The sequence below is a fragment of the Limnochorda sp. LNt genome (assembly GCF_035593265.1).
Classification (GTDB): domain Bacteria; phylum Bacillota; class Limnochordia; order Limnochordales; family Geochordaceae; genus Geochorda; species Geochorda subterranea.
In genome coordinates, this window is sequence record NZ_CP141614.1 from 1,547,390 (window position 1) to 1,570,556 (window position 23,167).

A 23,167-nucleotide genomic window follows, 5' to 3' on the forward strand; every position below is an offset into this window, starting at 1 on the left:
CCCTCGGCGTGGCAGACGCCTGGCTCCCTCAGGAGGCGGGTCGCCCGTCGACCCTCAGCCCTGCCAGCCCCGTGACGGGCTCACCCGGCGCCACGCCCAGCCGCCCCAACCAGCCGTAGTCGGTCATGTCGAGGTGGATGGGGGTGACGGAGACCCAGCCCGCCTCCACGGCCCCGGCGTCGGTGGTCGGATCGTCGCTGTCCCCATCGTCCGCGTCGCCCACGAGCCGGAAGCGCCGCCCCGCCTCCCGCCCGTCCCCCTGGGGCCACCCCGGCTCTTCGGTACCCGGCGCGAAGTCATCGCGGTAGCGCCGGCGCAATCCCAGCCGGGTCCACCTCAGCACCTCGGACCCCGTCGCCCTGGCCCGCTCCGGGACGTTGACATTGAGCAGAAGGGGCGAGCCGAAGTCCTTCCCCATCAGCCAATCGGCCAGCAGGGGCGCGACGGCACGCGCCAGCCGAAAGTCCGGTGACTCCTTGCGGGTGATGCAGGAGATGGCCAGGGCGGGGATGCCCAGCAGTGTGCCCTCGAAGGCCGCGGCTACGGTGCCGGAGTAGAAGACGTCGATGCCCAGATTGGCCCCGGCGTTGATGCCCGAGACCACCAGATCCGGCGGGGAATCGCACAGCTCCAGCACCCCGAGCTTGACGCAGTCGGCGGGGGTGCCGCTGACCGCGTAGGCCTGCCAGCGGCCGGCCAGCTGGAGACGCTCCACGTGCAGATCCTCTCTCACCGTGATGGCGTGGCCGGTCCCGCTGCGGTCACGGTCGGGCGCGACGATGACGATCTCGCCCAGCTCCGCCAGCGACTCCGCCAGGGCCTGCAGGCCCGGGGCATGGATGCCGTCGTCGTTGCTCAACAGGATCCGTCGCATCTCAACCCTGACTTTCGTAGGAAGCGCGAAAGACCCCTTCCAGCGAAGAGAGGTCGGCAAGGACCCGGCTGCGATCGGCCCGGGGTGGCACCTCGACGGTGATGAGCAGCGCGGCCCGGGCTCCCTCCTGGGGTGCGATCTCGACCCCCCGGATGTCGACACCGTGCCGGCCCAGGACGGAGGCGATGGCCCCCAGCTGGCCGGGCTGGTCCGAGACCACCAGCGAGAGGTTGCTCTCCTTGCTCGAGAGCACCTGGCGCTCCACCCGACTCAGCCAGACCAGCGTCACCACGGCCAGGGCAGTGGCCACGACGGCGCCCAGGTAAAACCCCGCGCCCGCGGCCAGGCCGATGCCTGCCACGACCCACAGGCTGGCCGCCGTCGTCAGCCCCCGCACCGTCGGGCCCTCCCGCAGGATGGTCCCCGCCCCCAGGAAGCCGATGCCCGAGACCACCTGGGCGGCGATGCGGGTCGGATCGTAGGGCCAGACGCTGTCGGCCCCCCGGTTGAGGCCGTACGCCGAGACCAGCATGACGAGGGCCGAACCCATGGAGACGAGGGTATGCGTCCGAAAGCCGGCCGGCCGCCGGTGGCTCTCGCGCTCGAGGCCGATGACCGCTCCCAGCAGCGCGGCCAGGGCCAGCCGGATGAAGAGCTCGACGTCGGAGATCGCCACGGCCCTCCCCCACCTCCACCCCTTAGAGCACCAGTATAACGCGCAGCCACACCCCTGGCCAGAGAGGCGCAGCTGCGCCACGCTCCAGGAGGAGAGTCGGCAGGAGAGGGACCTCCCTACAGGAGCCGCCGGGCCATCAACCGCTGGCGGACCGCACCCCACACCCGGCTCGCGCGGTAAGGCAGCCGTACCACTGCCCGGCCGTCCACCCAGGTGGGCTCCAGGTTGTTGACGACGACCCGCTGGGCGAGGGCGGGCAGGCTGTTGGCGGGGTCGACGGCCAGGCTCGAGCCCACCACCACCATCAGGTCGGCCCGACCCGCCTCGGCGACGGCCTCCTCGAAGACCGGGGGCATGGGGTCGCCGAAGAGCACCACCGCTGGCTTGATGGGGCCCCCGCACGTGCAGTACGGGCCCTGCTCACCCGTCTGCAGGCGCGCCACCAGGTCGGGCAGCTCGTGGGGACGTCCGCAACGGGTGCATCGGGCGGAGCGGACGTGGCCGTGCACCTCCAGCACCCGGCGGCTGCCGGCCCGCTGATGCAGGCCGTCGATGTTCTGCGTGATGACGGCCCGCACGAGGCCCTCTCGCTCGAGCTCGGCCAGCACGCGGTGGGCGACGTTGGGACGGGCCTGCCACAGCGGGGGCAGCCACGTCTCGGCGGCGAGCCGGTAGAAGCGCACGGGATCGCGCCAGAAGGCGGCCGCCGACATGGCCTCCATCGGGTCCAGGCGCTCCCACAAGCCCACACCGGGGCTGCGGAAGTCGGGGATGCCGCTCTCGGTGGAGATGCCGGCCCCGGTCAGCACCACGCAGTGGCGCGCCTCGACCATCGCCTCCACGAGGCGATCGACGGCCTGCTCGAAGGCCCCATCGTCGAGTGGTGTCGCCATGGCTGCCTTAGCCGTCCGGCCACGGGCCGACTACAAGTAGCGGCGCTCGATCTTGTGCTTGATGCGACAGAGGGCGTTGTCGATGGACTTGGTGTGGGTGTTGAGCCGCTCGGCCATCTCCTTGTAGGATAGCCCGTTGACGTACAGCCGGAAGACCTTGTACTCGAAGTCGCTCAACACCTGCTTGACGTATTGCTGGGTCTGCGTCAACAGCTCCCGGTCGATGACGAGGGTCTCGGGGTCGTCGACGCGCTGGTTGGGCAGCACCTCGAGCAGCGTGCGATCGCCATCCATGTCGTAGACGGGCCGGTGCAGGGACGTGTACTGGTTGACGGGGACGTGCTTCTGGCGGGTCGTGCCCTTGATGGCGCTGATGATGTTGCGGACGATGCACAGCCTGGCGAAGGCCCAGAAGGACGAGGCGCCGGGCGTGAAGTCCCGGATGGCCTTGTAGAGCCCGATCATGCCCTCCTGCAGCAGGTCGTCGTCCTCGGCCCCCTGCAGGAAGTAGGGACGACTCCAGGCGTGCACCAGCTTGCGGTACTTGATGAGCAGGAACTCCAGGGCGTCCTCGTTGCCGGCCTGAGCGAGCTGGACCACTTCTTCGTCGGGCAATGACGAGAAATCCGGCCCACCCGGTCTGGGCCGCCACGTCCATGACGACGTCGCGCGGGGCTTCCCCATCGCCTGCTCGAGCCCACCCCTCGAACCCCGTCCCGAGCCTCGGAGAGCGCCATCTAGAGGATATGCAAGTGACGGATGCCTCGTCCCTTAATCAGGGATTACGACAGGAATTAACCACTCTCCTTCTCATTAGGTGGCTCGGTCCGCTCCGGACCCGCCCCGGGCGGCACTGCGCGGAGCCTCAGCCAAACGAAAAGCCCCGGAGCCACTCGACATGGAACCCCGGGGCGACTACCTCACGCGCCGAATACTGTCATCAGGTCCCATACCCGCTACGCGTCACCTCACTTCCACCACATCGGCCGGCTGCTCCGCGTGGCCGGTCAGCGTGTGCGGATGGCGGGTGATCTCGGTGCCCATGGTGCCATCGGCTCCCATGACGCCGCGCCGCATCTCGGTGGCCTCGGTGCTGCGGGCCTTGAACGCCTGGGTCAGGTAGTGGCAGGCCGCCCACGGGTTGACCGAGTCGCCGCACGTGAAGACGTCGATGGCGGCGTAGCCGAGCTCGGGCCAGGTGTGGATGGCCAGGTGGGACTCCGAGATGACCACGACCCCGCTCACTCCCTGGGGGCTGAACTTGTGGAACGTGACCTCCCGGATCTCGGCCCCGGCCCTCAGGGCCGCCTCGACCATGATGTCCTGAACCAACTGCTGGTTGTCCAGGATCGCCGGGTCACACCCGTACGCCTCGCACAGAATGTGACGCCCCAGCGCCTGCGTCATTCCATCTATGACCCCCTTCCGCGTCGCCTGCCCAAGCCCGACAAAAGGCCGTCCCGCAGGCAATCAAGCCCCATTGTAACAGAACCCCCCTCCCTGTCAAGGTTCGGCAAAATCCATCAAAAGACCATCGGACCACAGCTCGTGGAGGGCTCGGGCCACCCCGAGGGCCACGTGATGCCGGGAGACGCCCCCCTGCAGGAAGACGTCGTAGGGGGGCCGCAGCGGCAGGTCCGCCGACAGCTCGCTGGAAGATCCTTGCACGAAGGTGCCGCCCGCCATGACGATGGGGTCCCGGTAGCCCGGTAGCCGAGCCGGGTGCGGCCGGGCGCGCGCATCCAGCGCCGAGGCGCGCTGGATGCCCCGCACGATGGCCATGGCCGCCTCCCGTCGTCCGGCCCGCACCACCTGCACCGTGTCGGTCCGGGGCTCCTCCGCCGTGGGGCTCACGGCGAAGCCCGCCGCCGAGAAGGCGGCCGCGGCCACCATGGCCCCGGCCACGGCCTCCGCGACGGTGCGGGGCGCGAGGAAGAGCCCCATCCAGATCCACCGGGAGACCCCCAGGGCCGGTCCCACCTCAGCCGCCAACCCCGGTGCCGTCAGGCGAGCGGCGGCGGCCGCCACCAGCTCCGCCGATCCGGCCACGTAGCCGCCGCTGGGAGCCAGGGTGCCGCCCGGGTTCTTGATGAGGGAGCCCGCGACCAGATCGGCCCCGACGTGGCACGGCTCCCGGGTCTCCACGAACTCCCCGTAGGCGTTGTCGACCAGCACCACGCAGCCGCCGCGACGGTGCGCGACCTCGCAGACGGCGGCGATGGCGTCGATGCTCAACGACGGGCGCCACGCGTAGCCCCGGGAGCGCTGCACCAGCACCATGCGGGTCCGGGACCCGATGCTGGCCTCCAGTGCCTCCAGGTCCACCTCACCCGTCTGCGTCAGCGGTACCACCCGGGTGCGCACGCCCCACTCGGCCAGGGACCCTGGCGCCTGCTGGCCCTCGATGCCCAGCACGGGCCACAGGGTGTCGTACGGCAGCCCGGTGGCAACCACCAGCTCGTCGCCCGGGCGCAGCACGCCGAAGAGCGCGCAGGTCAGCGCGTGGGTGCCCGAGACGAGCTGGGGCCGCACCAGTGCGGCCTCGGCTCCCATCACCAGGGCCCACGCCTGCTCCAGGGCCTCTCGTCCGGGGTCACCGTACGCGTAGCCCGTCGTCTCGGCCAGGAAGCCCTCGGAGGCCCCCACCTGGTGGAAGGCGGCCAGCACCCGGGCCGTGTTGTGAGCCGCCACCTCCTCGACGGCTGCCCAGCCCGCCACGCCCGGCGGCGCCGGCTGCTGCAGCCGTCGGATGGCCGCCAGCACCACCCGCTCGGCCCGCGGATCGATCTCCGGGAAGGCCTGTGCGATGAAGCTCGGCTCGCTCATCGCCCCACCAGTGCCTCGTGCAGGGCCCGCGCCAGCCCCTCCACCTCCCGAAGGGCGTCGCGGCGGGTGGGCGCCTCCATCCACCGCAGGACGAAGGCGCTGCCCACCACGACGCCGTCCGCGAAGCGGTAAGCGGCCGCCTGCTGCGGGCCCGAGACGCCGAAGCCCAGCGCCACCGGGAGGCCGGTGTGCCGGCGCAGCCCCTCCACCAGCTCGCGGGCCCCGGGGGCCACCCCCTGGCGCACGCCGGTCACCCCGGCATGGCTGATGGCGTAGATGAAGCCGTCGCCCGCCTCGGCCAGGAGAGCCAGACGTTCGCCGCTGGTGGGGGCGGCCAGGCTGACCCACGCCAGCTCGTGGGCCGCCAGCGCCGCTCGCATCTCGCCCGCCTCCTCCACCGGCAGGTCCGGCACGATGACGCCCGCCAGCCCACGGCGGGCCAGCTCGGCTGCCACGGTGCCCAGCTCCATCTGCAGGAAGAGGTTGTAGTAGCCCATGACGACCACGGGCGTCTCAGGCACCGCCGCCTGCACCACCGTGGCCACGTCCAGCACCCGGCGAAAGCCGGCCCCGGCCTGCAGGGCCACGGCACCTGCCTGCTGCAGCACGGGCCCGTCCGCCACCGGATCCGAGAAGGGCAAGCCGACCTCCAGCACGTCGCATCCGCCCCGTGCCAGGGCCAGCAGCGCCGCCTCCGACGCCTCGGCGTCGGGGTAGCCGCCCATCCAGTACCCCACCAGCGCCGCCCGTCCCTGCTCGCGGGCCCGATCGAAGGCGGCGGCCAGCCGGCGTCCGCCCTCGGTGTGCGCCCACGTCACGAAGGGGCCGTCCATGCTCCGCGTCCCCCCTCCAGGTGACGGGCCACGTGCTCCACGTCCTTGTCGCCCCGTCCCGATAGATTGACCAGCACGATGGCGTCGGCGGGCAGGCGACCGGCCAGCTCCACAGCGGCAGCGATGGCGTGGGCGCTCTCCATGGCGGGCAGGATGCCCTCCAATCGGGCGAGGAGCCCGAAGGCCTCCAGCGCCCTCTCGTCCTCCACCGTGACGTAGCGGGCCCGTCCCACCGCTTTGAGGTAGGCGTGCTCCGGCCCCACGCCGGGGTAGTCGAGGCCCGCCGAGATGGAGTGGGTCGGCGCCACCTGGCCCTCGGCATCCTGGAGCAGCAGGCTCTTGGAGCCGTGGAGCACGCCGAGTCGGCCCCGGCTCAGGCTCGCGGCGTGCTGGCCGGGGGCCTCCCCCCGGCCCCCCGCCTCCACGCCCAGCAGGCCCACGCCGTCATCTCGCACGAAGCCCCGGAAGATGCCGATGGCGTTGCTCCCCCCTCCCACGCAGGCCACCACCCAGTCGGGCAATCGCCCCTCGGCCGCCAAGATCTGGCGCCGGCTCTCCTGGCCGATGACCGACTGGAAGTCGCCCACCATGACCGGATAGGGATGGGGACCGACGGCGGAGCCGATGACGTAGTGCGAGTCGGCGACGGTGGCGACCCAATCCCGGATGGCCTCGTCGGTGGCCTCCTTGAGGGTGGCGCTGCCGATGGTCACCGGACGCACCTCTGCTCCCAGCATCCGCATGCGCACGACGTTGAGGTGCTGGCGCTCCATGTCCTCGGCGCCCATGAAGACCGTGCACGCCATGCCGAAGCGGGCCGCCACGGTCGCGGTGGCCACCCCGTGCTGGCCGGCACCCGTCTCGGCGATGAGGCGGCGCTTGCCCATGCGGCGGGCCAGCAGGGCCTGGCCGAGCGCGTTGTTGATCTTATGAGCGCCCGTGTGGGCCAGGTCCTCCCGCTTGAGGTAGATGCGAGCCCCTCCGGCGTGGCGGCTGAGCCGATCCGCCCGGTACAGGGGGGTCGGCCGCCCTGCGTAGTGCGCTTGCAGCTGCCCGAGCTCCTCCCAGAAGGCTGGATCCTGCCGGGCCTGCTCGTAGGCCCGGGTCAGCTCCTCCAGGGGCGCCATCAGGGTCTCCGGCACGAACCGCCCCCCGAACCCCCCGAAGTAGCCACGAGGATCGGGCACCCCGTCCAGGGGCGGCTCGGGCCCCCGCCTGCCGGCCAGGGGCTCAGGCCGATGGAGCATCCGCTTCATCCTCCCATGCCCGCACCGCCCGGACGAAGGCCCGGACGGCCTCGGGGTCCTTGACGCCGGGCCGGCCCGGCACCTCGACGCCGGAGCTGACGTCGACGCCCCACGGGCGGACCCGGTCGACGATGCCGGCTACGTGGTCGGCCGACAGCCCTCCTGCCAGGATGACACGAAGGCCGGCCTCCCGAAGACGGCCCACCCACGACGCCGCAACGGCCGGATCCAAGCGCCGACCCGTGCCTCCCGCCTGCGAGGGCGTGCGGCTGTCGAGCAGGACGGCCCAGGGTGGCACGGGCACATCGGGCGCGGCCCCCGGGCCGGGAGCCGAGGGCCACAGCGTCCGGATGACGGCGTAGCCCTCGGCGGAGAGGCGCGCCTGGGTCTCGTCGCTCTCGCCTCCGTGGAGCTGGACGGCGTCGACCCCGCTCCGCCGCGCTCGATCCAGGATGGTGACGTCGTCCTCGCCGCTGAAGACCCCCACGGTCACCACTCCGACCCGGCCGGCCTCGGCCGCGGCACGCCGGGCCACCTCGACCAGCACGGCGGCCTGCTCGGGCGTGACGCACCGAGGGCTGCGCCTCGTCAGGACCACGCCGACGGCGTCGACGCCCGCCCGGAGCGCCGCCTCGACGTCGGAGGGGCGTGTGAGGCCGCACACCTTCACCCAGACCCTCGGTCGGCGACTCATGACGCCGGATCTGCGGCCGTCCGTGCCCCGGACGGTGAGGCTGCCCGCAGCCTCCTCACCTCGGCCAGCAACGCCTCGGGATCCGGCGCTCGCATCAGGGCCTCGCCCACCAGCACCGCGTCGGCGCCCGCCGCCCAGGCCTCCGCGAGGTCGGCCGGGGTACGATAGCCGCTCTCCGCCAGGCGGAGCACCCCCGGCGGCACCCGGCGCAGGAGCGTGCGGGCGCGGCTCGTGTCGACGGCGAAGGTGCGCAGGTCCCGGTTGTTGACCCCCACGATCCGCACGCCCGGCAGCGATAGCGCCCGCTCCAGCTCCCCCTCGTCGTGTACCTCGACGACGACCTCGAGCCCGGCCTCCCGGGCGCGGGCCATGAGCGCCTCGACCTCGTCGGTCGCCAGCGCGGCCATGATGAGCAGCACGGCCGAGGCGCCGCAGCGTCGCGCCAGCTCGATCTGCTCGGGCCAGACGACGATGTCCTTGAAGAGCACGGGCAGCCCCACCGCTGGCGAGGCGGCGACAGCCCGGACGTCGTCGGGGCTGCCCCCGAAGAACGTCTCGTTGGCCAGCACCGAGATGGCCGCCGCCCCGCCGGCGGCGTAGCGGGCGGCCTGGGCCACGGCGTCCCGGTCGACGGCGATGGCGCCGGCCGAGGGCGAGCGGCGCTTCACCTCGGCGATGAGGGGGAGCCGCCCGCCGATGCCGTCTCGGGCGGCCTCCAGCGCCTCGCGAAGCCCGTGAGCCGGTCGTAGCGGGGTGGGCTCGTGCTCCAGCCGCCGCAGCATGGCGCGAAACAGCTCCCGCCGCTGACGCTGGTGCTCGACCATCTGGCCCAGCCGTCCGCCCGGTGAGCCGGTCGCGCCGCTCATCGGGCCATCTCCGCCTCATCGGACGTACGGCGCCGACAGAACGCGGTCATGGCCTCGAGCCGCCGGTAGGCGGCGCCCGAGTCGACGATATGACGGGCCAGCTCCATCCCCTGGGGCAGCGACTCCGCCAGGCCCGCCGCCCACAGGCAGCCAGCGGCGTTGAGCAACACGACGTCGCGCAACGCGTCGTGCCGCTCCCCGGCCAGCACCTCCCGCAGCAGGCGGGCGTTGGTGGCGGGCCCGTCCCCCCGGATGGCCTCCGGCGGCGCGGGCGCCAGCCCCAGTGCCGTCGGATCGATGGTCAGGGGGCGCACCTCGCCCCCCTCGACCCAGGCCGCCAGGGTCGGAGCCGACAGGGAGATCTCGTCGAGCCCGTCCAGCCCGTGCACCACCAGGGCCCGTTCGGTGCCCAGCCTGGCCAGGGCTCCCGCCACCAGCTCCACCAGGCCGGGCTCGTAGACGCCCAGGAGCTGGTAGCGGGCGCCGGCGGGGTTGGTCAGCGGCCCCAGGATGTTGAAGACGGTGCGGATGCCCAGCTCGCGCCGGGGCTGGGCGGCGTGCCGCATGGCGGGATGGAAGGTGGGGGCGAACAGGAAGGCCATCCCTACCTCGGCCAGACAGCGCTCCACCTCCTCGGGGCTGAGGTCGATGGCCACCCCCATCGCCTCCAGCACGTCGGCGCTGCCGGTCTGGCTGGAGACGCTGCGATTGCCGTGCTTGGCCACGGCCAGGCCGGCCCCGGCGGCCACGAAGGCGGCCCCCGTGGAGACATTGATGGAATGCGAGCGATCGCCGCCGGTGCCGCACGTGTCGACGACCTTGCGCCCCGGTGGGGGCGTCACCTTGACGGCGTGGCGCCGCATGGCCAGGGCCATGCCCGCCACCTCGTCGGGGGTCTCCCCCTTCATCCGCAGCGCCACCGCCAGGCCGGCCACCTGGGCCGGCGTCGCCTCCCCCTGCATGATGGCGGTCATAGCGGCCTCGGCCTGCTCCTGGGAGAGCGAACGCCCCTCGCTCACCAACCGGATGGCCTCCTGGATGGTCGACGACGACATGACGTCCCCCGCCCCTCTCCTACCGGTTCGCCCGGACCCGGTCCCGCTGCCAGGCCTGGGCCATGGCCAGGAAGTTGCGCAACATCTGCTTGCCGTGGGATCCCGTCAGGACCGACTCGGGGTGAAACTGGACGCCCTCGACGGGGCGCTCCCGGTGGCGCAGCCCCATGATGCAGCCCGTCTCGTCGACCGCCGACACCTCCAGCTCTGCCGGCAGCCCCTCGCGGGCGACGCAGAGCGAGTGGTAGCGGCCCGCCTCGAAGGGGTCGGGCAGCCCCTCGAAGATGGTGCGGCCGTCGTGATGGATGGGGCTGGCCTTGCCGTGCAACAGGCGGTCCGACGCCACGACCCGGCCCCCGAAGGCCACCGCGATGGCCTGGTGACCGAGGCAGACCCCCAGCACCGGGATGGCGTCGGCCTGCCGGATGAGCTCCACCGAGATGCCCGCCTGCTCGGGGCGTCCCGGCCCCGGGGAGATGACGATGGCGAGCGGGCGGCGAGCCAGGAGATCCTGCACGGCGATCTGGTCGTTGCGCCATACCTCCAGGCTGGCGCCCAGCTCGCCCAGGTACTGGACCAGGTTGTAGGTGAAGGAGTCGTAGTTGTCGACGACCACGACGGGGCCCATCCCCAGCGTCTGGGTCACGTCACGCCACCTCCACCCGCTCGAGGCCCAGCGCCGCCAGCATGGCGGAGGCCTTGTTGTGCGTCTCCCACAGCTCCCGCCGGGGTTGGGAGTCGGCCACGATGCCGGCCCCGGCCCGGGCGTGGGCTCGATTGGCGTGGATGGCCAGGGTACGGATGGTGATGCAGGCGTCGGCGTCGCCCGTTACGGAGAAGTAGCCGACGGCGCCGGCGTAAGGACCCCGCCCCGTCGTCTCCAGCTCGTCGATGATCTCCATGGCCCGTACCTTGGGCGCCCCCGTCACGGTGCCGGCCGGAAACGTCGCCTTGACCAGGTCGAAGGCGTCGAGCCCGGGCGCCAGCCGGCCCTCGACCTCGGAGACCAGGTGCATGACGTGAGAGTAGCGCTCGATCTCGAGCAGCTGGCTCACCCGCACCGTGCCGTAGCGGCAGACCCGGCCCAGGTCGTTGCGGCCCAGGTCGACCAGCATCATGTGCTCGGCCAGCTCCTTGGGGTCGTCCTTGAGCTCCCGGGCCAGCCGCCGATCCTGCTCCGGCGTGCCGCCGCGCGGGCGGGTGCCGGCGATGGGACGCACCACCGCGCGCCCTCGCTGCAGCCGCACCATCACCTCGGGCGAGGCCCCGACCAGGTGGAGGGGACGCCCGCGGGGGCGCGGGTCGGCCACCTCGAGGAAGAACATGTACGGAGAGGGGTTGATGGCACGCAGCCGACGGTAGACGTGCAGGGGTGGCGTCGGGCAGGGCGCGACCAGCTCCCGGGAGAGCACGACCTGGAAGATGTCCCCTGCCTGGATGTAGCGTCGAGCCGTCCGGACGGCCTCTTCGAAGGACTCATCGACCGGCTCCCCGACGGCTCCGCTCGTCCCCGCCGGCACGTCGAGGGCGTCGACCAGGGCCCGCAGGCTCTCCGCCCCCTCGTCGCCGTGCAGGCGCTCCCACAGCACCTCCAGCCGCACGAGCGCCTCGTCGTAGGCGGCACCGGGGTCCTGACCCGCCGACCAGCGGGCGATGGCGACGGCATAGCCGACGCGGGTGAGGTGGTCGAAGACGACGACGGCGTCCGCGAGCATGTAGGCGGCGATCCACGTGTCGACGGTGGACGGCCGCCCCGGCCCCAGCCGCTCCAGGCTCCTGACCACGTCGTAGCCCAGGAAGCCGACGGCGCCGCCCAGGAAGGGGGGCCGCTCCGCGGTCGCGAAGGCCGTGCCGGCCAGGGCCGCCTCGATGACGGCCTCGGGCAGCCTCCATCCCGCCAGGCGGTCGCGCAGCTCCCCCACGGGGTCCCGGCTCTCCCAGCGGTCGGCCTCGTAGACCAGCCCGTCACGCGGATGGGCCCGGTAGAGGTGTCCCAGGCCCGGCTCGAAGGCGACGAGCCCTGCCGAGGCCGTCCCCACGAAGGAGAAGCGCCCGGCGTGGCCGCCCTGCTCGGCGCTCTCCAGCAGGAAGCGTCCCAACGGGCTGGGGCCGAGTCGAAGCAACGCGCCGACGGGGGTCAGCCCGTCGCACAGGAAGGGAGCGACTACCATCCCGGCGCCGAGGGGACCGAAGTGCTCCACGAACGCCGATCGGCTCGGAGACGGCTGCAAGCGGGCACCCTCCCCACCCCGGCCGGTGCGGTGCGATGGCACCCGTCGTGGCGGAGACGAGTCCGGCACGGTCGGTGGTGGACCGACCACCCCTGCCGACGAGGCAGCAACGCTCGCGGCAACGCCAACGGTGGAGAGGGGGGACGACGTCAACCGAGGGACCGATGCCCGTCCCGTCTCCTCTCGTCTCGGCTCGGACCTGGACTCGCTCGTCTCGAAGCGGTTGCCGGCTCGACTCCAGGGCACCGGCGTGATGGGCTGATTATACGACCCTCCCCCATCGGCGTCAAGCACCGGTCAAGAGCCGGGCGATGCGTCAGGTGGCGGCATCACGTCGGGTGGTAGCGCGGCCCCGAGGCCTTCCAGCGGGCCAGGGCCTCGTCCAGCCGGTCGTCAGGCACCGTCAGCGAGAGCCGCACGTAGCCCTCGCCGGCCGGTCCGTAGCCGACGCCCGGCGTCACGACCACGCCCGCGCGCTCCAGCAGCGTCGCGGCGAAGCCGATGGAGTCCCACCCCGGCGGCACGGGGGCCCAGACGTAGATGGCCCCACCAGGCGGCTCCAGCGGCCACCCCATCGACCGCAGCGCCTCGACCACCCGATCCCGGCGGCGTTGGTAGAGCCGGCGCATCCGCCGGGTGACCTCTTCCTGGTGGTCCAGGGCCTCGACGGCCGCCGCCTGGATGGCGCCGAAGACGCCGGAGTCCAGGTGCGTCTTGAGACGCCCCAGCGCCTCGACGGCCTCTGGATGGCCACAGGCCCAGCCGATGCGCCAGCCCGTCATGTTGAAGCTCTTGGAGAGCGAGTGCATCTCGATGGCGACATCCCCGGCCCCCGGCACCTGCAGGATGCTGGGGGCCGGGCGATCGTCGAAGGTGATCTCGCTGTAGGCCGCGTCGTGGCAGACCAGCACGTCGTGCGCCCTGGCCCACGCCACCACCTGTTCGAAGAAGGCCAGGGACGCCACCGCTCCGGTCGGGTTGTTGGGGTAGTTGAGGAAGAGCAGCCGGGCGCGTGCCGCCACCTCGGAGGGGATCCGGTCCAGGTCCGGGAGATGACCCCGGTCCGGGTCCAGGCGCAGCCGCCAGACCTCGCCCCCGGCCAGCTCGACAGCCGCGGCGTAGACCGGGTAGCCCGGGTCCGGCACGATGGCCACGGCGCCGGGCTCCATCACGGCCCAGGCCAGGTGGGCGAGCCCCTCCTTGGAGCCGATGAGGGCCAGCACCTCCCGGTCCGGGTCCAGCGCCACGCCGAATCGTCGCACGAAGAAACGCGCCACCGCCTCCCGGAAGGCCCGGGTGCCCTGGTAGGGAGGGTAGCGGTGGTGCTCGGCGAGACCCGCGCTCTGGCGCAGGGCCTCGACGACGGCGGCCGGGGTCGGCTCGTCGGGGTCGCCGATGCCCAGGCTGATGACGTCGACGCCAGCGGCACGAGCCTGCTCCACCCGTCGGTCGATGGAGGCGAACAGATAGGGCGGCAGACGCTGCATCCGGGAGGCGAGTCTCACGGTCCGGCCACCTCCTTCACCCACGACCACGGCAGGGTGCCCACGGCCACGAGCCGGGCAGGCCCCGTCATCCAGAGGCGCCCGTCGTCGGCCCACTCGATGGCCAGCCGGCCGCCGGCGAGCTCGACCTGGGCCTCTCGCCCGGCACGCCCGGTGGCCGCCGCGGCCACCAGCGAGGCGCACGCCCCCGTGCCGCAGGCCTGGGTCTCGCCCGAGCCGCGTTCCCACACACGCATGCGCAGCCGGCGGGGGCCCGCCACCTCGACGAACTCCACGTTGGTGCGCTGAGGGAAGAGCGGGTGGCGCTCCAACAGCGGGCCGAGCCGCCCGACGGGGGCCGATGCCACGTCGTCCACGAAGAGCACCAGGTGGGGGTTGCCCACGCCGACGGGCCAGGCCTCCAGCATCTGGCCGCCGGCCTCCAGCTGGAGGGGAGCTCCCAGGGGGACGCCCCCCGGTCCCCGCTCCGCCGGGCGCCCCATCTCGACCCGTACCGTCGCCAACCCGAAGGCAGGGGACTCCACCACCTCCACCGTCCTCACACCGGCCCGGGTCTCCACGCCGAAGCGACGGGGTGCGCCGTGGGCCTGGTGCGCCCACATGGCCAGGCAGCGGACGCCGTTGCCGCACATCTCCCCCTCGCTGCCGTCGGCGTTGAAGATCCGCATGGCGGCCATCTGCGACGCGCCGGGCGCCATCAGGATCAGGCCATCGGAGCCGACGCCGAAGTCGGGGTCGGCCACGGCCCGGGCCAGGCGCGACCACTCCACCCCCTCCGGAAGGGGTACCCCCTCTCCCATACCGTCGACGAAGACGTAGGCGTTACCCAGCCCGTGCATCTTGACGAAGGGCAGGCCCTCGACGGCCACCCGCGCCCCTCTCCTCTCCGCCTCGACGGGGCGGCGACAGGTCGGACACCGTGACCCGGCGAGGAGTTGGCGGTGCATTTCAAGGACGGCGAGGGCCTTCCCTTCCTGGCACCCCTCTCGCCGCCCCCACCTCCAGGCGGCCGCGAGGGCGAGTCCGGCCAGCGCCAGCCCTGCGGCCCCGATCAGCTCGACCAAACCCAGGATGCCCCCGATGCCCCGATGGCCCGGCGGCCGAGCCGCGCACCCAGCGCCTCGGCTGCCGGTACGAGCGCGACCACTACCCCGGCCTTGAGCGGGTCCACGAGCGCCGCTGCCGTCAGGACGGCCAGGGCCACCAGGGAGATGGCGAGGCGAGGGCCCGTACCGGCGCGTCCCATCCACCCGTCCCGGTCCTCCACGCCGTCGACCAGCTGCACGGCCAGCATCACCAGGCCCGAACCCGCCACCTCCCGCCACCCGAGCAGGGCGGTGGCCGTCGCCAGCAGCACCAGCCCCTCGAGACGCCCGCGCCCGCCGTACCCGTGCAGCATGCCCAGCACCCAGGCGGACGCCATCAGCGAGGCGGCCCATGCGGCGTCGAGCGAGCAGGCCAGGGCGAGCAGGGCGGCCGCGTAGGCGGCGCAGGCAGGGGCGTCCCATCCGGGCTCGCCGTCCACCGCGGCGTCCACTGCCTTGATGGCCGCGCCCACCAGCCACGCCGAGCCGGCCAGCCGTAGCACGCGCACGATCTCGCCGCCGCCCAGCGCCTCAGAGACGGCGCTGGAGAAAGCGTCGAACACTGGCGAACCCCCACCCCTCCAGCGCGGAGATGCCCAGCACGATGCGCTGCGGCCAGGCCCGGCGGACGGCCTCCAGGCCGGCTCGCCCGCCCGGCCGGTCCAGCTTGTTGACCAGCACCGCGTAGCGGCCCCGGCGCTGGCCGTAGCGGCTGATCTGGACGTCGACGTCGTCCTCGTCCAGCAGTCGGGCCGGTCGCTGCGCGATGCGGGGGCCGTCCAGCACGTGCAGCACCACGAGGCTCTCCATCACCGCCGTCAGGGTCTCGGCCATGGCCCTTCGCAGCAAGGGATCGGGATGGATGGCATCGGTCAGCCCCACCGTGTCCAGCAGGCGCAGGCGCAGCGTGCGCTTGCCCTGCCGCCAGGGCACCTCGACGTGCTGCAGGGCCCGCGTCGTGGGCGTCGAGGTGCCCACCAGCCGCTCCACGGCGGTGGCCAGGTCCACCTCCACCCAACCGCCCGACGAGCCGGGAGACTCCTGCCGCACCAGCAGCCGGCGCTGCCCGCTCCACTGGGCGAAGCGCAACACGAACAGCGTCTTGCCCACACCGGGCCGGCCCACCACGCAGGCATCGGCCGCCCCGTCCACGGGCGTCGACGACATCGCCGCCACCCGATCACGCCCCGGCCTGGTCCAGCGGGATGTCCTCGGTCCGGAGCAGCATCAGGTCCTCACGGGAGTAGGCCCCCGCCCCCTGCAGGCGCACCGCCTGGCGGCGGATGGCGGCCTCGAGCAGGTTGCGGACCAGCCGGGCGTTGCCGAAGGGATACCAGCCGGCGAGCCGGTGGTAGAGCAGGGCCGAGGCCAGGCGCTCCCGGGCCTCGGGGGTGAGCCGGTACTCTCGGACTCGCAGCATCTCGGTGGCGATGGCCAGCAGCTCCTCGGTGGTGTAGTCCGGGAAGTCGATGATGAACGGGATGCGGGAGCGCAAGCCCGGGTTGAGGTTGAGGAAGAGCTCCATCTCCTGGTGGTAGCCGGCCACGATGACCACCAGCTCGTGCCGGTGATCCTCCATGGCCTTGACCAGGGCGTCGACCGCCTCCCTGCCGAAGTCCTTCTCGCCGCCCCGGGCCAGGCTGTACGCCTCGTCGACGAAGAGGACGCCGCCGACGGCCTTGCGGATCTGCTCCCGTGTCCGCTGGGCCGTGTGGCCCACGAACTCCCCCACCAGGTCGGCCCGCTCCACCTCCACGGTGTGGCCCTTGGGCAGGACCCCCAGCGCCTTGAGCATCCGCCCCACCAGCCGGGCGACGGTGGTCTTGCCCGTCCCGGGGTTTCCCTTGAAGGCCATGTGGAGCACCAGCGGTTCGCAGGCCAGCCCCACCGCCGCGCGACGCTGCCGTATCTCCACGTAGGCCCGCAGTTCGCGTACGGCCTGCTTGACGCGATGGAGGCCCACCAGGGACTCCAGCTCGGCCATCACCTGGGCCAGGGCCTCCGGGTCCCGGCCGCCGGAGGGCTCGTCCGAGGCGGGCGTGCCGGTCGCAGCAGGTGGCGCCGGGGAGTGTGAGCCCTGGCCCCCCGGCGCCTCCGACAGCCACCGGAGGGCCTGCGCCGGGCTCAGCCGCCCCTCCGCCACCCGTTCGATGAGGGCCGACCCGTGGGAGGACGTGAGTGCCATCGCGGCTATCTATACGCGGGAGCGATAGTGATCCGCCACCCGCCGGGCCGCCTCGGCCAGGCCGTCGCACGTCGACAGGTCCAGCCACCAGATCCGGCGATCCGGGCGAAACCAGATGAGCTGGCGTCGGGCGTAGTGGCGCGTGGCACGCTTGAGGGTATCCACGGCTCGGGCGAACGAGAGCTCGCCCGCCAGGTAGGCGCGCATCTCCTTGTAGCCCAGCGCCTGCATCGCGGTGCGGCCGGGAGCCGGCGACCGGGCCAGCAGGCGCCGCGTCTCCTCGACGAGCCCCCGGCTCACCTGGTCGTCCACCCGCGCGTCGATGCGCCGGTAGAGCTGGTCGCGGGGGCGCTCGAGGCCGACCCAGACGGCGGGCAGCGGGCGCGCCGCCCGGCGTGCCTCGGCCTGCAGCTCGCTCATGGGACGGCCGGTCGCCTCGTACACCTCCAGGGCCCGGATGACCCGGCGGACGTTGTGGGGATGGATGCGGCTGGCCGCCACGGGATCCACACAGGCCAGGCGGTCGTGCAGGGCCAGAGGGCCGCGGGAGGAGGCCTCCGCCTCCAGCCGGCGCCGCACCGCCGGATCGCAGCCCCCCGGCCGCGGGAGCAGGTCGTCGACGAACGCCCGGATGTACAGACCGGTCCCGCCGCAGACGATGGCCAGCCGGCCGCGGGCCCGGATGGCCGCCAGCGCCTCGCGGGCGAGCTCGCGGTAGCGGGAGGCCGAGAAGTCCTCGGCCGGGTCGGCCACGTCGATGAGATGATGGGGCACCCCTCGCTGACGCTCCGGGCCGGGCTTGTCCGTCCCGATGTCCAGGCCGCGGTAGACCTGCATGGCATCGGCGGAGATGATCTCGGCATCCAGCCGCCGCGCCACCTCCACGGCCAGATCGGTCTTGCCCACGGCCGTCGGGCCCACGATCACCAGCAGCGGCGGGTTCCCTCGCTCGTCGCGCCGTTCATCCATCGCCGGCATCCGGCCCGACCACCCAGATCCCGTAGACCACCCGGCTCGATCGTCCCCCGGCCACACGATGGGGCGTCAGGGCCCCCAGGCGGGCCGAGTCGGCCCGGTCCTTGAGGACGACCCGGCGGCGCGCCACCCGCATCGCCTCGACCAGGGCCCGCTCGCCCACCGGCCCCTCCTCGGCCACCAGGCGCCACGCCGCCATCGTCGTCGAGCCCGACAGGCTGCGCTCGAACATGGCATCGAAGTACACCACGTCGAAAGCCCCCGAGGAGCATCCGGCGAGGTACGCCCCGTGGTCCGCCACGTGCACGTCGATGCGGGCGGCCGCCTGGGCCATGTCGGGATCGCGCCAGGCGAAGCGGGCCAGTCCCTCCCTCACCAGCTCCGCCAGCGCGGGCACTTTCTCCACTCCGCTCACCCTACCGCGGGGCCCGACGGCGTAGGCGGCCACCAGGGCGTCCGAGGCGAGCCCCAGGGTGGCATCCAGCACCCGCTCGCCGCCCCGCAGTCCCATCGCCTCCACCATGGGATCGCCTCCACCGGCGCGCAGGGCCCGGATCCGGTGCACGGCCATCCCGGGATGGTAGACGAGGCGCCGGCCTGCCGCCTGGATGGCCAGGCCCGTGCGCTCCACCACCAGGTACGCCTCGGCTGGTCCCTCCTCGCCGGCTCGCCCGCCGTCGCCATCCGAGAGTCGACCCTCCGGACGACGCCGGTAGGGCAACCCGAGCCGGTCGGCCAGCTCTCTTGCCCGGCTCTCCAGGGCCGGATCGGGACGGCGCGCGGTGGTCACATACCAAACCCGTGCGTCATGCCAGGGGCGTGCGGCGGCCAAAGCGCCTGTCCAGCTCCTCGACCGACACCATGACGGCCACCGGCCGCCCGTGCGGGCAGGTGTAGGGATTGTCCGTCTCGGCCAGGTGACGCACCAGATGCTCCATCACGGCCAACGGCAGAGGGGTACCCGCCTTGACTGCACTCCGGCAGGCCAGGTGCTTGAGCAGGCGCTCCTCCCAGGGCGCCAGGGGGGCCGTGTCGTCCCCTGCGGGCATCCCCTCGGGCCCCTCCAGCATCCGTGCCGCCAGCTCCTCCAGCAGGGCCGCCATCTCGGTGGCGGAGATGGCGCGTGCGATGCCGGGCACGGCCGGCACCGACCGCACCAGGTAGTGGCGAGGCCCGAAGGGCTCCATCTCGACGCCCAGGGAGGCGAGCCATGGCAGGGCGGCCCCCAGGGTCTCGGCCGCCGTGCTGCCGAGCTCGACGGTCAGGGGATGCAGCAGGGCCTGGGCCGGCGCCACGGAGCCGCGACGGGCGGCCAGCAGCCGCTCGTAGAGCATACGTTCGTGGGCCACGTGCTGATCGACGATGAGCAGGCCCGCGGGGTGGCGGGTCACGATGTAGGTGTCGCGCAGCTGTCCCAGCACCTGCAGCCGGCGCAGCTGCTCGCCCAGGCCCTCGCCTTGCCGTACGGCGCCCCAGAGCGGCGCCTGGGCTTCCGAGGCGACGGGCACGCCGGCGCCGGGGTCGCGGGACGACCGCGCCCCCTCGGCCACCCCTTCCCTCCAGGCCTTCGTCGCAGGGGCGTCACCCGGCTTGACGCTCGGCGAGAGCGCGAAGGTGGGAGCTGAGGCCAGCGCCCGCTCGACGGCCGAGGCCACCAGGCCGAAGAGCAGTCGCTCGTCGCGGAAGCGCACGAACAGCTTGGCCGGGTGCACGTTGACGTCCACCCAGGCCGGGTCCATCTCGAGATGGAGGAAGGCCACGGGGAAGCGCCCCTTGGCGAGCCGGCTCTCGTAAGCCCGCACGACGGCCGCCGAGACCGTCCGGTCTTGCACCCAGCGGCCGTTGACGAAGATCCAGAGATGCTCCCGCGTGGGCCGGCTCAGGTCCGGCGGGGAGACCAGGCCCCAGACGCGAGCCGGGCCCCGGGCCCCTTGGACGGGGAGCAGGGCCTGCGCCTCCCGGGCCCCCATCACCGCACCGGCCGCCGCACGCAGGTCGCCGTCGCCCGGGGTAACCCAGCGAGGCTGGCCCGCCACCGCCACCTCGAGGGCCACCGACGGTCGGGCCAGGGCGATGCGCGCGGCCGTCTCCAGGCAGGCCCGACGCTCCGCGGCGGGACTCTTGAGATAGCGCCGGCGGGCCGGGGTGTTGAAGAAGAGGCGCCGCACCCAGACGGTGGTGCCCTCGGGGGCCGCCGCCGGTCCCGCCGACAGTCGCTCCCCTCCTGCGAGCCGGATGCGAAACCCCTCGGCACGGCCCGGGGGCCGCGTCAGGATCTCCAGCTCGGAGACGGCGGCGATGGCCGCCAACGCCTCGCCCCGAAAGCCCAGGGTCGCCACCGAGGCCAGATCCTCGCGGCGCCGGAGTTTGCTGGTCGCGTGGCGCAGGACGCAGATGGCGGCGTCGTCGGGGTCCATCCCCTCCCCATCGTCGCTCACCATCAGGTGGGTGCCATCCTCGCCGATGTCGACGCGGATGCGCCGGGCCCCTGCGTCCAGGGCGTTTTCGAGCAGCTCCTTGAGCGCAGAGGCCGGCCGCTCCACCACCTCGCCCGCGGCGATGTGGTCGACGACGTCCTCCGCCAACAGCGCGATCTTGCCCATGCTACGCCTCGAACAGCCGCGACTGCGCCAGGTCGGCGACGGAGGGCCGCGCCCGCGGACGAGGCCGGCGCGAGGCGGGCCGACCGCCGTAGGTCCCGACGGGCCCGGGCTCCGAGAGGGCAGGGGCCGTCTCCCGGTCGGGCACGAGGGCGTCCGCCAGCGCCTCCTCGGCGACCCGGGACGCCGACGGGGCACTGCCCTCGAGGTGGGCCAGCACCTCGCGAGCCCGCTCGACGACCCGCTCGGGCAGCCCGGCCAGGCGCGCCACTTCGATGCCGTAGCTGCGGTCCGCGGCGCCGGGCCGGATCTGCCGGAGGAAGACGATGCCCTCCTCGCCGTGGGCCACCGCGGCGTGCAGATTGAAGACCCCCTCGAGTCTCCCCTCCAGCTCGGTCAGCTCGTGGTAGTGGGTGGCCACCAGCGTGCGGCAGCCCCGCTCCTGCAGCGCCTCCACGATGGCCCATGCCAGGCTGAGGCCGTCGTAGGTGGCCGTGCCCCTCCCCACCTCGTCGAGGACCACCAGGCTGCGGGGCGTGGCGTGGCGCAGGATGTAGGCGCTCTCGCTCATCTCCACCATGAAGGTGGACCGGCCCGACGCCAGGTCGTCCGAGGCGCCGACCCTCGACAGGATGCGGTCGACCACCCCGATGCGGGCCCAACGCGCCGGCACGAAGCTGCCCATCTGCGCCAGCAGCACCAGCAGGGCGGCCTGGCGCAAGAACGTCGACTTGCCGCCCATGTTGGGGCCCGTCACGATGGCCAGCCGCCGTGCCCCCATGTCGAGGTAGAGGTCGTTGGGGACGAAGGGCTGATCCGGCATCATGGCCTCCACCACGGGGTGGCGCCCCTGGCGGATCTCGATGACGGGGCCCTCGTCGACCTCGGGCCGCACCCAGGCACGCTCGACGGCCAGGTCGGCCAGCGAGGCGGCGACGTCGAGGCGCGCCACGGCCCGGCTGGCCGCCTGCAGGGCAGGGGCCTGCTCCAGCACCCGCTCCACCAGCGACTGGAAGATCTGGGCCTCCCGCAGCCGGATGCGCTCCTCCGCCTCCAGCACCCGGCTCTCCCACTCCTTGAGCTCGGCCGTCACGAACCGTTCGGCGCCGGTCAGGGTCTGACGCCGCTCGTAGTCGGGGGGCACCAGCTTGAGGTTGGGGCGGGTCACCTCGATGTAGTAGCCGAAGACCCGGTTGAAGCCCACTTTAAGCGAGCGGATGCCCGTGCGCTCCCGCTCACGCCCCTCGAGCCCCGCGATCCATCGGCGCCCCTCCTCGGCGCCCCGGCGCAGGGCATCCAGCTCCGCGTCGTAGCCCTCCCGGATGTAGCCGCTGTCACGGACCTGGGCGGGAGCGTCGTCGGCGATGGCCCTCGCCAGGTGATCGGCCAGGGCCTCCAGCGGCGCCGGTGGCTGCCCCAGCGCGTCCATCTCCAGGGCGGGCAGCCTCTCCAGCCCGGCCTCGGCCGCGATGCGCCGGATGTCGTCCAGCCGCTCGAGGAAGTAGCGCAACGAGAGCAGGTCCTTGGGTGTGGCCCGTCCGGTGCCCGCCCGTCCCAGCAGCCGCTCGGCGTCGGGCATCCCCTGCAGGGCATCGCGCAACCGGCGCCGGGCGAGGTGGCTCGCCGCCAGGGCCTCGACCGCGTCGAGCCGGGCTCGGATGGCCGCCACGTCGGTGAGCGGCTCCTCCAGGTAGCGGCGCAGCAGCCGGGCCCCCGCAGCCGTCCGGGTCCGGTCCAGCACGTCCAGCAACGACCCCTTGCGGCTCCGCTGGCGCAGCGTGGTGGTCAGCTCCAGGTTGAGGGCGGTGGTGGCGTCGACTGCCAGCCCCTCGCGCGGGTCGTAGCTCTGCAGCGTCGTGATGTGGACGAGGCGGTCCTTCTGGGTTTCGAGCAGGTACTGGAGCACCGCGCCGGCGGCCACCTGCGCCTCCGGCCAGGCCTCGATGCCGAACGCATCCAGCGTCGCCGTGCCGAAGTGGGCCCGCAGCGTCTGCCGGGCGCCGTCCGGCGACCAGGCCGGGCTGTCCCATCGCGTCACCGCCGCCCGCAGCGTCTGGCGCATCGCGCCCGCCAGCCGGGGATCATCGGTCAGGCGGGGCGGCACCACCACCTCGTCGACGGCCAGCCGCACCAGCTCGTCCAGGGCGGCCCGCCAGACCTCGTGCTCCACGGGGGAGTCGGCGCCCAGCCGCGTGGCGCGCAGCTCCCCGGTGAAGACGTCGGCCATGGCCAGGCCCACCGCCTGGTCACCCACCCAGAGGGCCGCCACGTAGCGCCGATCCCGTCCCGCCGCGTCCGGCAGCGTGCCGGGCGTGACCACCCGGATCACCTCGCGCCGGACCACCCCCCGGGCCAGGCGTGGGTCCTCCATCTGCTCGCAGATGGCGACCCGGTGGCCGGCCTGGACCAGCTGGGCGACGTAGGCGTCGGCCGCGTGGTACGGCACGCCGCACATGGGCAGCCGGCGGCCCTTGCCGATCTCGCGGCTGGTCAGGGTGATGTTGAGGATGGCGGCTCCGATCTCCGCATCCCGCCCGAAGAGCTCGTAGAAGTCTCCCAGGCGGAACAGCAGCAGGGCATCGGGGTAGGAGGCCTTGAGGGCCTGATACTGCCGGAGCATGG

At 73.2% G+C, this 23,167-nt stretch carries 22 protein-coding genes; all 22 read right to left on the minus strand.

Annotation, left to right across the window (positions count from 1 at the left end; all coding sequences use genetic code 11):
• Positions 1-28: 28 nt before the first annotated feature.
• Complete coding sequence (surE, locus tag VLY81_RS07275) at positions 29-874, minus strand: 5'/3'-nucleotidase SurE (RefSeq protein WP_324667504.1); 846 nt, start codon at positions 872-874, stop codon at positions 29-31.
• 1 nt (position 875) lies between these two features.
• A complete protein-coding gene (locus VLY81_RS07280) occupies positions 876-1,550 on the minus strand; it encodes an MgtC/SapB family protein (RefSeq protein ID WP_324667505.1) in 675 nt (224 codons plus the stop codon).
• Positions 1,551-1,666: 116 nt separating this feature from the next.
• On the minus strand, positions 1,667-2,443 hold the full coding sequence (locus VLY81_RS07285) for an SIR2 family NAD-dependent protein deacylase (RefSeq protein ID WP_324667506.1): 777 nt from the start codon (positions 2,441-2,443) through the stop codon (positions 1,667-1,669).
• 30 nt (positions 2,444-2,473) lie between these two features.
• A complete protein-coding gene (gene sigH, locus VLY81_RS07290; RefSeq protein ID WP_405001229.1) occupies positions 2,474-3,127 on the minus strand; it encodes an RNA polymerase sporulation sigma factor SigH in 654 nt (217 codons plus the stop codon).
• Positions 3,128-3,406: 279 nt separating this feature from the next.
• Positions 3,407-3,850 (minus strand): adenosylmethionine decarboxylase, encoded by a 444-nt coding sequence (speD, locus tag VLY81_RS07295; RefSeq protein ID WP_405001230.1) that lies wholly within the window; start codon positions 3,848-3,850, stop codon positions 3,407-3,409.
• A 96-nt stretch (positions 3,851-3,946) separates the two neighbouring features.
• The gene (locus tag VLY81_RS07300) at positions 3,947-5,269 is read right to left on the minus strand and encodes an aminotransferase class I/II-fold pyridoxal phosphate-dependent enzyme (RefSeq protein WP_324667508.1); all 1,323 of its coding nucleotides are present in this window, start codon (positions 5,267-5,269) and stop codon (positions 3,947-3,949) included.
• On the minus strand, positions 5,266-6,102 hold the full coding sequence (gene trpA, locus VLY81_RS07305) for a tryptophan synthase subunit alpha (protein ID WP_324667509.1): 837 nt from the start codon (positions 6,100-6,102) through the stop codon (positions 5,266-5,268). Before trpA ends, VLY81_RS07300 begins: the two co-directional genes overlap by 4 nt.
• The gene (gene trpB / locus VLY81_RS07310; protein ID WP_324667510.1) at positions 6,084-7,349 is read right to left on the minus strand and encodes a tryptophan synthase subunit beta; all 1,266 of its coding nucleotides are present in this window, start codon (positions 7,347-7,349) and stop codon (positions 6,084-6,086) included. Before trpB ends, trpA begins: the two co-directional genes overlap by 19 nt.
• Positions 7,333-8,043, minus strand: a complete 711-nt coding sequence (locus tag VLY81_RS07315) for a phosphoribosylanthranilate isomerase (RefSeq protein ID WP_324667511.1) — start codon at positions 8,041-8,043, stop codon at positions 7,333-7,335. Before VLY81_RS07315 ends, trpB begins: the two co-directional genes overlap by 17 nt.
• On the minus strand, positions 8,040-8,909 hold the full coding sequence (locus VLY81_RS07320; RefSeq protein WP_324667512.1) for an indole-3-glycerol phosphate synthase TrpC: 870 nt from the start codon (positions 8,907-8,909) through the stop codon (positions 8,040-8,042). The genes VLY81_RS07315 and VLY81_RS07320 overlap by 4 nt, the downstream gene beginning before the upstream one ends.
• Positions 8,906-9,964 (minus strand): anthranilate phosphoribosyltransferase, encoded by a 1,059-nt coding sequence (gene trpD, locus VLY81_RS07325; protein WP_324667513.1) that lies wholly within the window; start codon positions 9,962-9,964, stop codon positions 8,906-8,908. Before trpD ends, VLY81_RS07320 begins: the two co-directional genes overlap by 4 nt.
• Before the next feature lie 19 nt (positions 9,965-9,983).
• Positions 9,984-10,592, minus strand: coding sequence for an anthranilate synthase component II (locus tag VLY81_RS07330; protein WP_405001349.1), 609 nt, complete (start codon positions 10,590-10,592; stop codon positions 9,984-9,986).
• Positions 10,593-10,611: 19 nt separating this feature from the next.
• A complete protein-coding gene (locus tag VLY81_RS07335; RefSeq protein ID WP_324667515.1) occupies positions 10,612-12,195 on the minus strand; it encodes an anthranilate synthase component I family protein in 1,584 nt (527 codons plus the stop codon).
• A gap of 329 nt (positions 12,196-12,524) precedes the next feature.
• A complete protein-coding gene (locus tag VLY81_RS07340) occupies positions 12,525-13,700 on the minus strand; it encodes an LL-diaminopimelate aminotransferase (protein ID WP_324667516.1) in 1,176 nt (391 codons plus the stop codon).
• Entirely contained in the window at positions 13,697-14,539 is an 843-nt protein-coding gene (gene dapF / locus VLY81_RS07345; RefSeq protein WP_405001350.1) for a diaminopimelate epimerase, read from the minus strand. Before dapF ends, VLY81_RS07340 begins: the two co-directional genes overlap by 4 nt.
• 212 nt (positions 14,540-14,751) lie before the next feature.
• Positions 14,752-15,348 (minus strand): hypothetical protein, encoded by a 597-nt coding sequence (locus tag VLY81_RS07350; protein WP_324667518.1) that lies wholly within the window; start codon positions 15,346-15,348, stop codon positions 14,752-14,754.
• Positions 15,317-15,952, minus strand: a complete 636-nt coding sequence (locus VLY81_RS07355; RefSeq protein WP_324667519.1) for a GTPase domain-containing protein — start codon at positions 15,950-15,952, stop codon at positions 15,317-15,319. The genes VLY81_RS07350 and VLY81_RS07355 overlap by 32 nt, the downstream gene beginning before the upstream one ends.
• Before the next feature lie 13 nt (positions 15,953-15,965).
• On the minus strand, positions 15,966-16,970 hold the full coding sequence (locus VLY81_RS07360) for an AAA family ATPase (RefSeq protein ID WP_324667520.1): 1,005 nt from the start codon (positions 16,968-16,970) through the stop codon (positions 15,966-15,968).
• 9 nt (positions 16,971-16,979) lie between these two features.
• Positions 16,980-17,948, minus strand: a complete 969-nt coding sequence (miaA, locus tag VLY81_RS07365; RefSeq protein ID WP_324667521.1) for a tRNA (adenosine(37)-N6)-dimethylallyltransferase MiaA — start codon at positions 17,946-17,948, stop codon at positions 16,980-16,982.
• Entirely contained in the window at positions 17,932-18,735 is an 804-nt protein-coding gene (locus VLY81_RS07370; RefSeq protein ID WP_324667522.1) for a class I SAM-dependent methyltransferase, read from the minus strand. The genes miaA and VLY81_RS07370 overlap by 17 nt, the downstream gene beginning before the upstream one ends.
• A 16-nt stretch (positions 18,736-18,751) precedes the next feature.
• Positions 18,752-20,548 (minus strand): DNA mismatch repair endonuclease MutL, encoded by a 1,797-nt coding sequence (gene mutL, locus VLY81_RS07375; protein WP_324667523.1) that lies wholly within the window; start codon positions 20,546-20,548, stop codon positions 18,752-18,754.
• A 1-nt stretch (position 20,549) separates the two neighbouring features.
• A complete protein-coding gene (mutS, locus tag VLY81_RS07380) occupies positions 20,550-23,165 on the minus strand; it encodes a DNA mismatch repair protein MutS (protein ID WP_324667524.1) in 2,616 nt (871 codons plus the stop codon).
• Positions 23,166-23,167 lie beyond the last annotated feature (2 nt).

Coding starts and splice junctions, on each gene's coding strand:
- surE (WP_324667504.1), bottom strand. CDS start 874: ATGCGACGGATCCTGTTGAGCAACGACGACGGCATCCATGCCCCGGGC.
- VLY81_RS07285 (WP_324667506.1), bottom strand. CDS start 2,443: ATGGCGACACCACTCGACGATGGGGCCTTCGAGCAGGCCGTCGATCGC.
- sigH (WP_405001229.1), bottom strand. CDS start 3,127: ATGGGGAAGCCCCGCGCGACGTCGTCATGGACGTGGCGGCCCAGACCG.
- speD (WP_405001230.1), bottom strand. CDS start 3,850: ATGACGCAGGCGCTGGGGCGTCACATTCTGTGCGAGGCGTACGGGTGT.
- VLY81_RS07300 (WP_324667508.1), bottom strand. CDS start 5,269: ATGAGCGAGCCGAGCTTCATCGCACAGGCCTTCCCGGAGATCGATCCG.
- trpA (WP_324667509.1), bottom strand. CDS start 6,102: ATGGACGGCCCCTTCGTGACGTGGGCGCACACCGAGGGCGGACGCCGG.
- trpB (WP_324667510.1), bottom strand. CDS start 7,349: ATGCTCCATCGGCCTGAGCCCCTGGCCGGCAGGCGGGGGCCCGAGCCG.
- VLY81_RS07315 (WP_324667511.1), bottom strand. CDS start 8,043: ATGAGTCGCCGACCGAGGGTCTGGGTGAAGGTGTGCGGCCTCACACGC.
- VLY81_RS07320 (WP_324667512.1), bottom strand. CDS start 8,909: ATGAGCGGCGCGACCGGCTCACCGGGCGGACGGCTGGGCCAGATGGTC.
- trpD (WP_324667513.1), bottom strand. CDS start 9,964: ATGTCGTCGTCGACCATCCAGGAGGCCATCCGGTTGGTGAGCGAGGGG.
- VLY81_RS07330 (WP_405001349.1), bottom strand. CDS start 10,592: ATGGGCCCCGTCGTGGTCGTCGACAACTACGACTCCTTCACCTACAAC.
- dapF (WP_405001350.1), bottom strand. CDS start 14,539: ATGCACGGGCTGGGTAACGCCTACGTCTTCGTCGACGGTATGGGAGAG.
- VLY81_RS07355 (WP_324667519.1), bottom strand. CDS start 15,952: ATGTCGTCGACGCCCGTGGACGGGGCGGCCGATGCCTGCGTGGTGGGC.
- VLY81_RS07360 (WP_324667520.1), bottom strand. CDS start 16,970: ATGGCACTCACGTCCTCCCACGGGTCGGCCCTCATCGAACGGGTGGCG.
- miaA (WP_324667521.1), bottom strand. CDS start 17,948: ATGCCGGCGATGGATGAACGGCGCGACGAGCGAGGGAACCCGCCGCTG.
- mutL (WP_324667523.1), bottom strand. CDS start 20,548: ATGGGCAAGATCGCGCTGTTGGCGGAGGACGTCGTCGACCACATCGCC.
- mutS (WP_324667524.1), bottom strand. CDS start 23,165: ATGCTCCGGCAGTATCAGGCCCTCAAGGCCTCCTACCCCGATGCCCTG.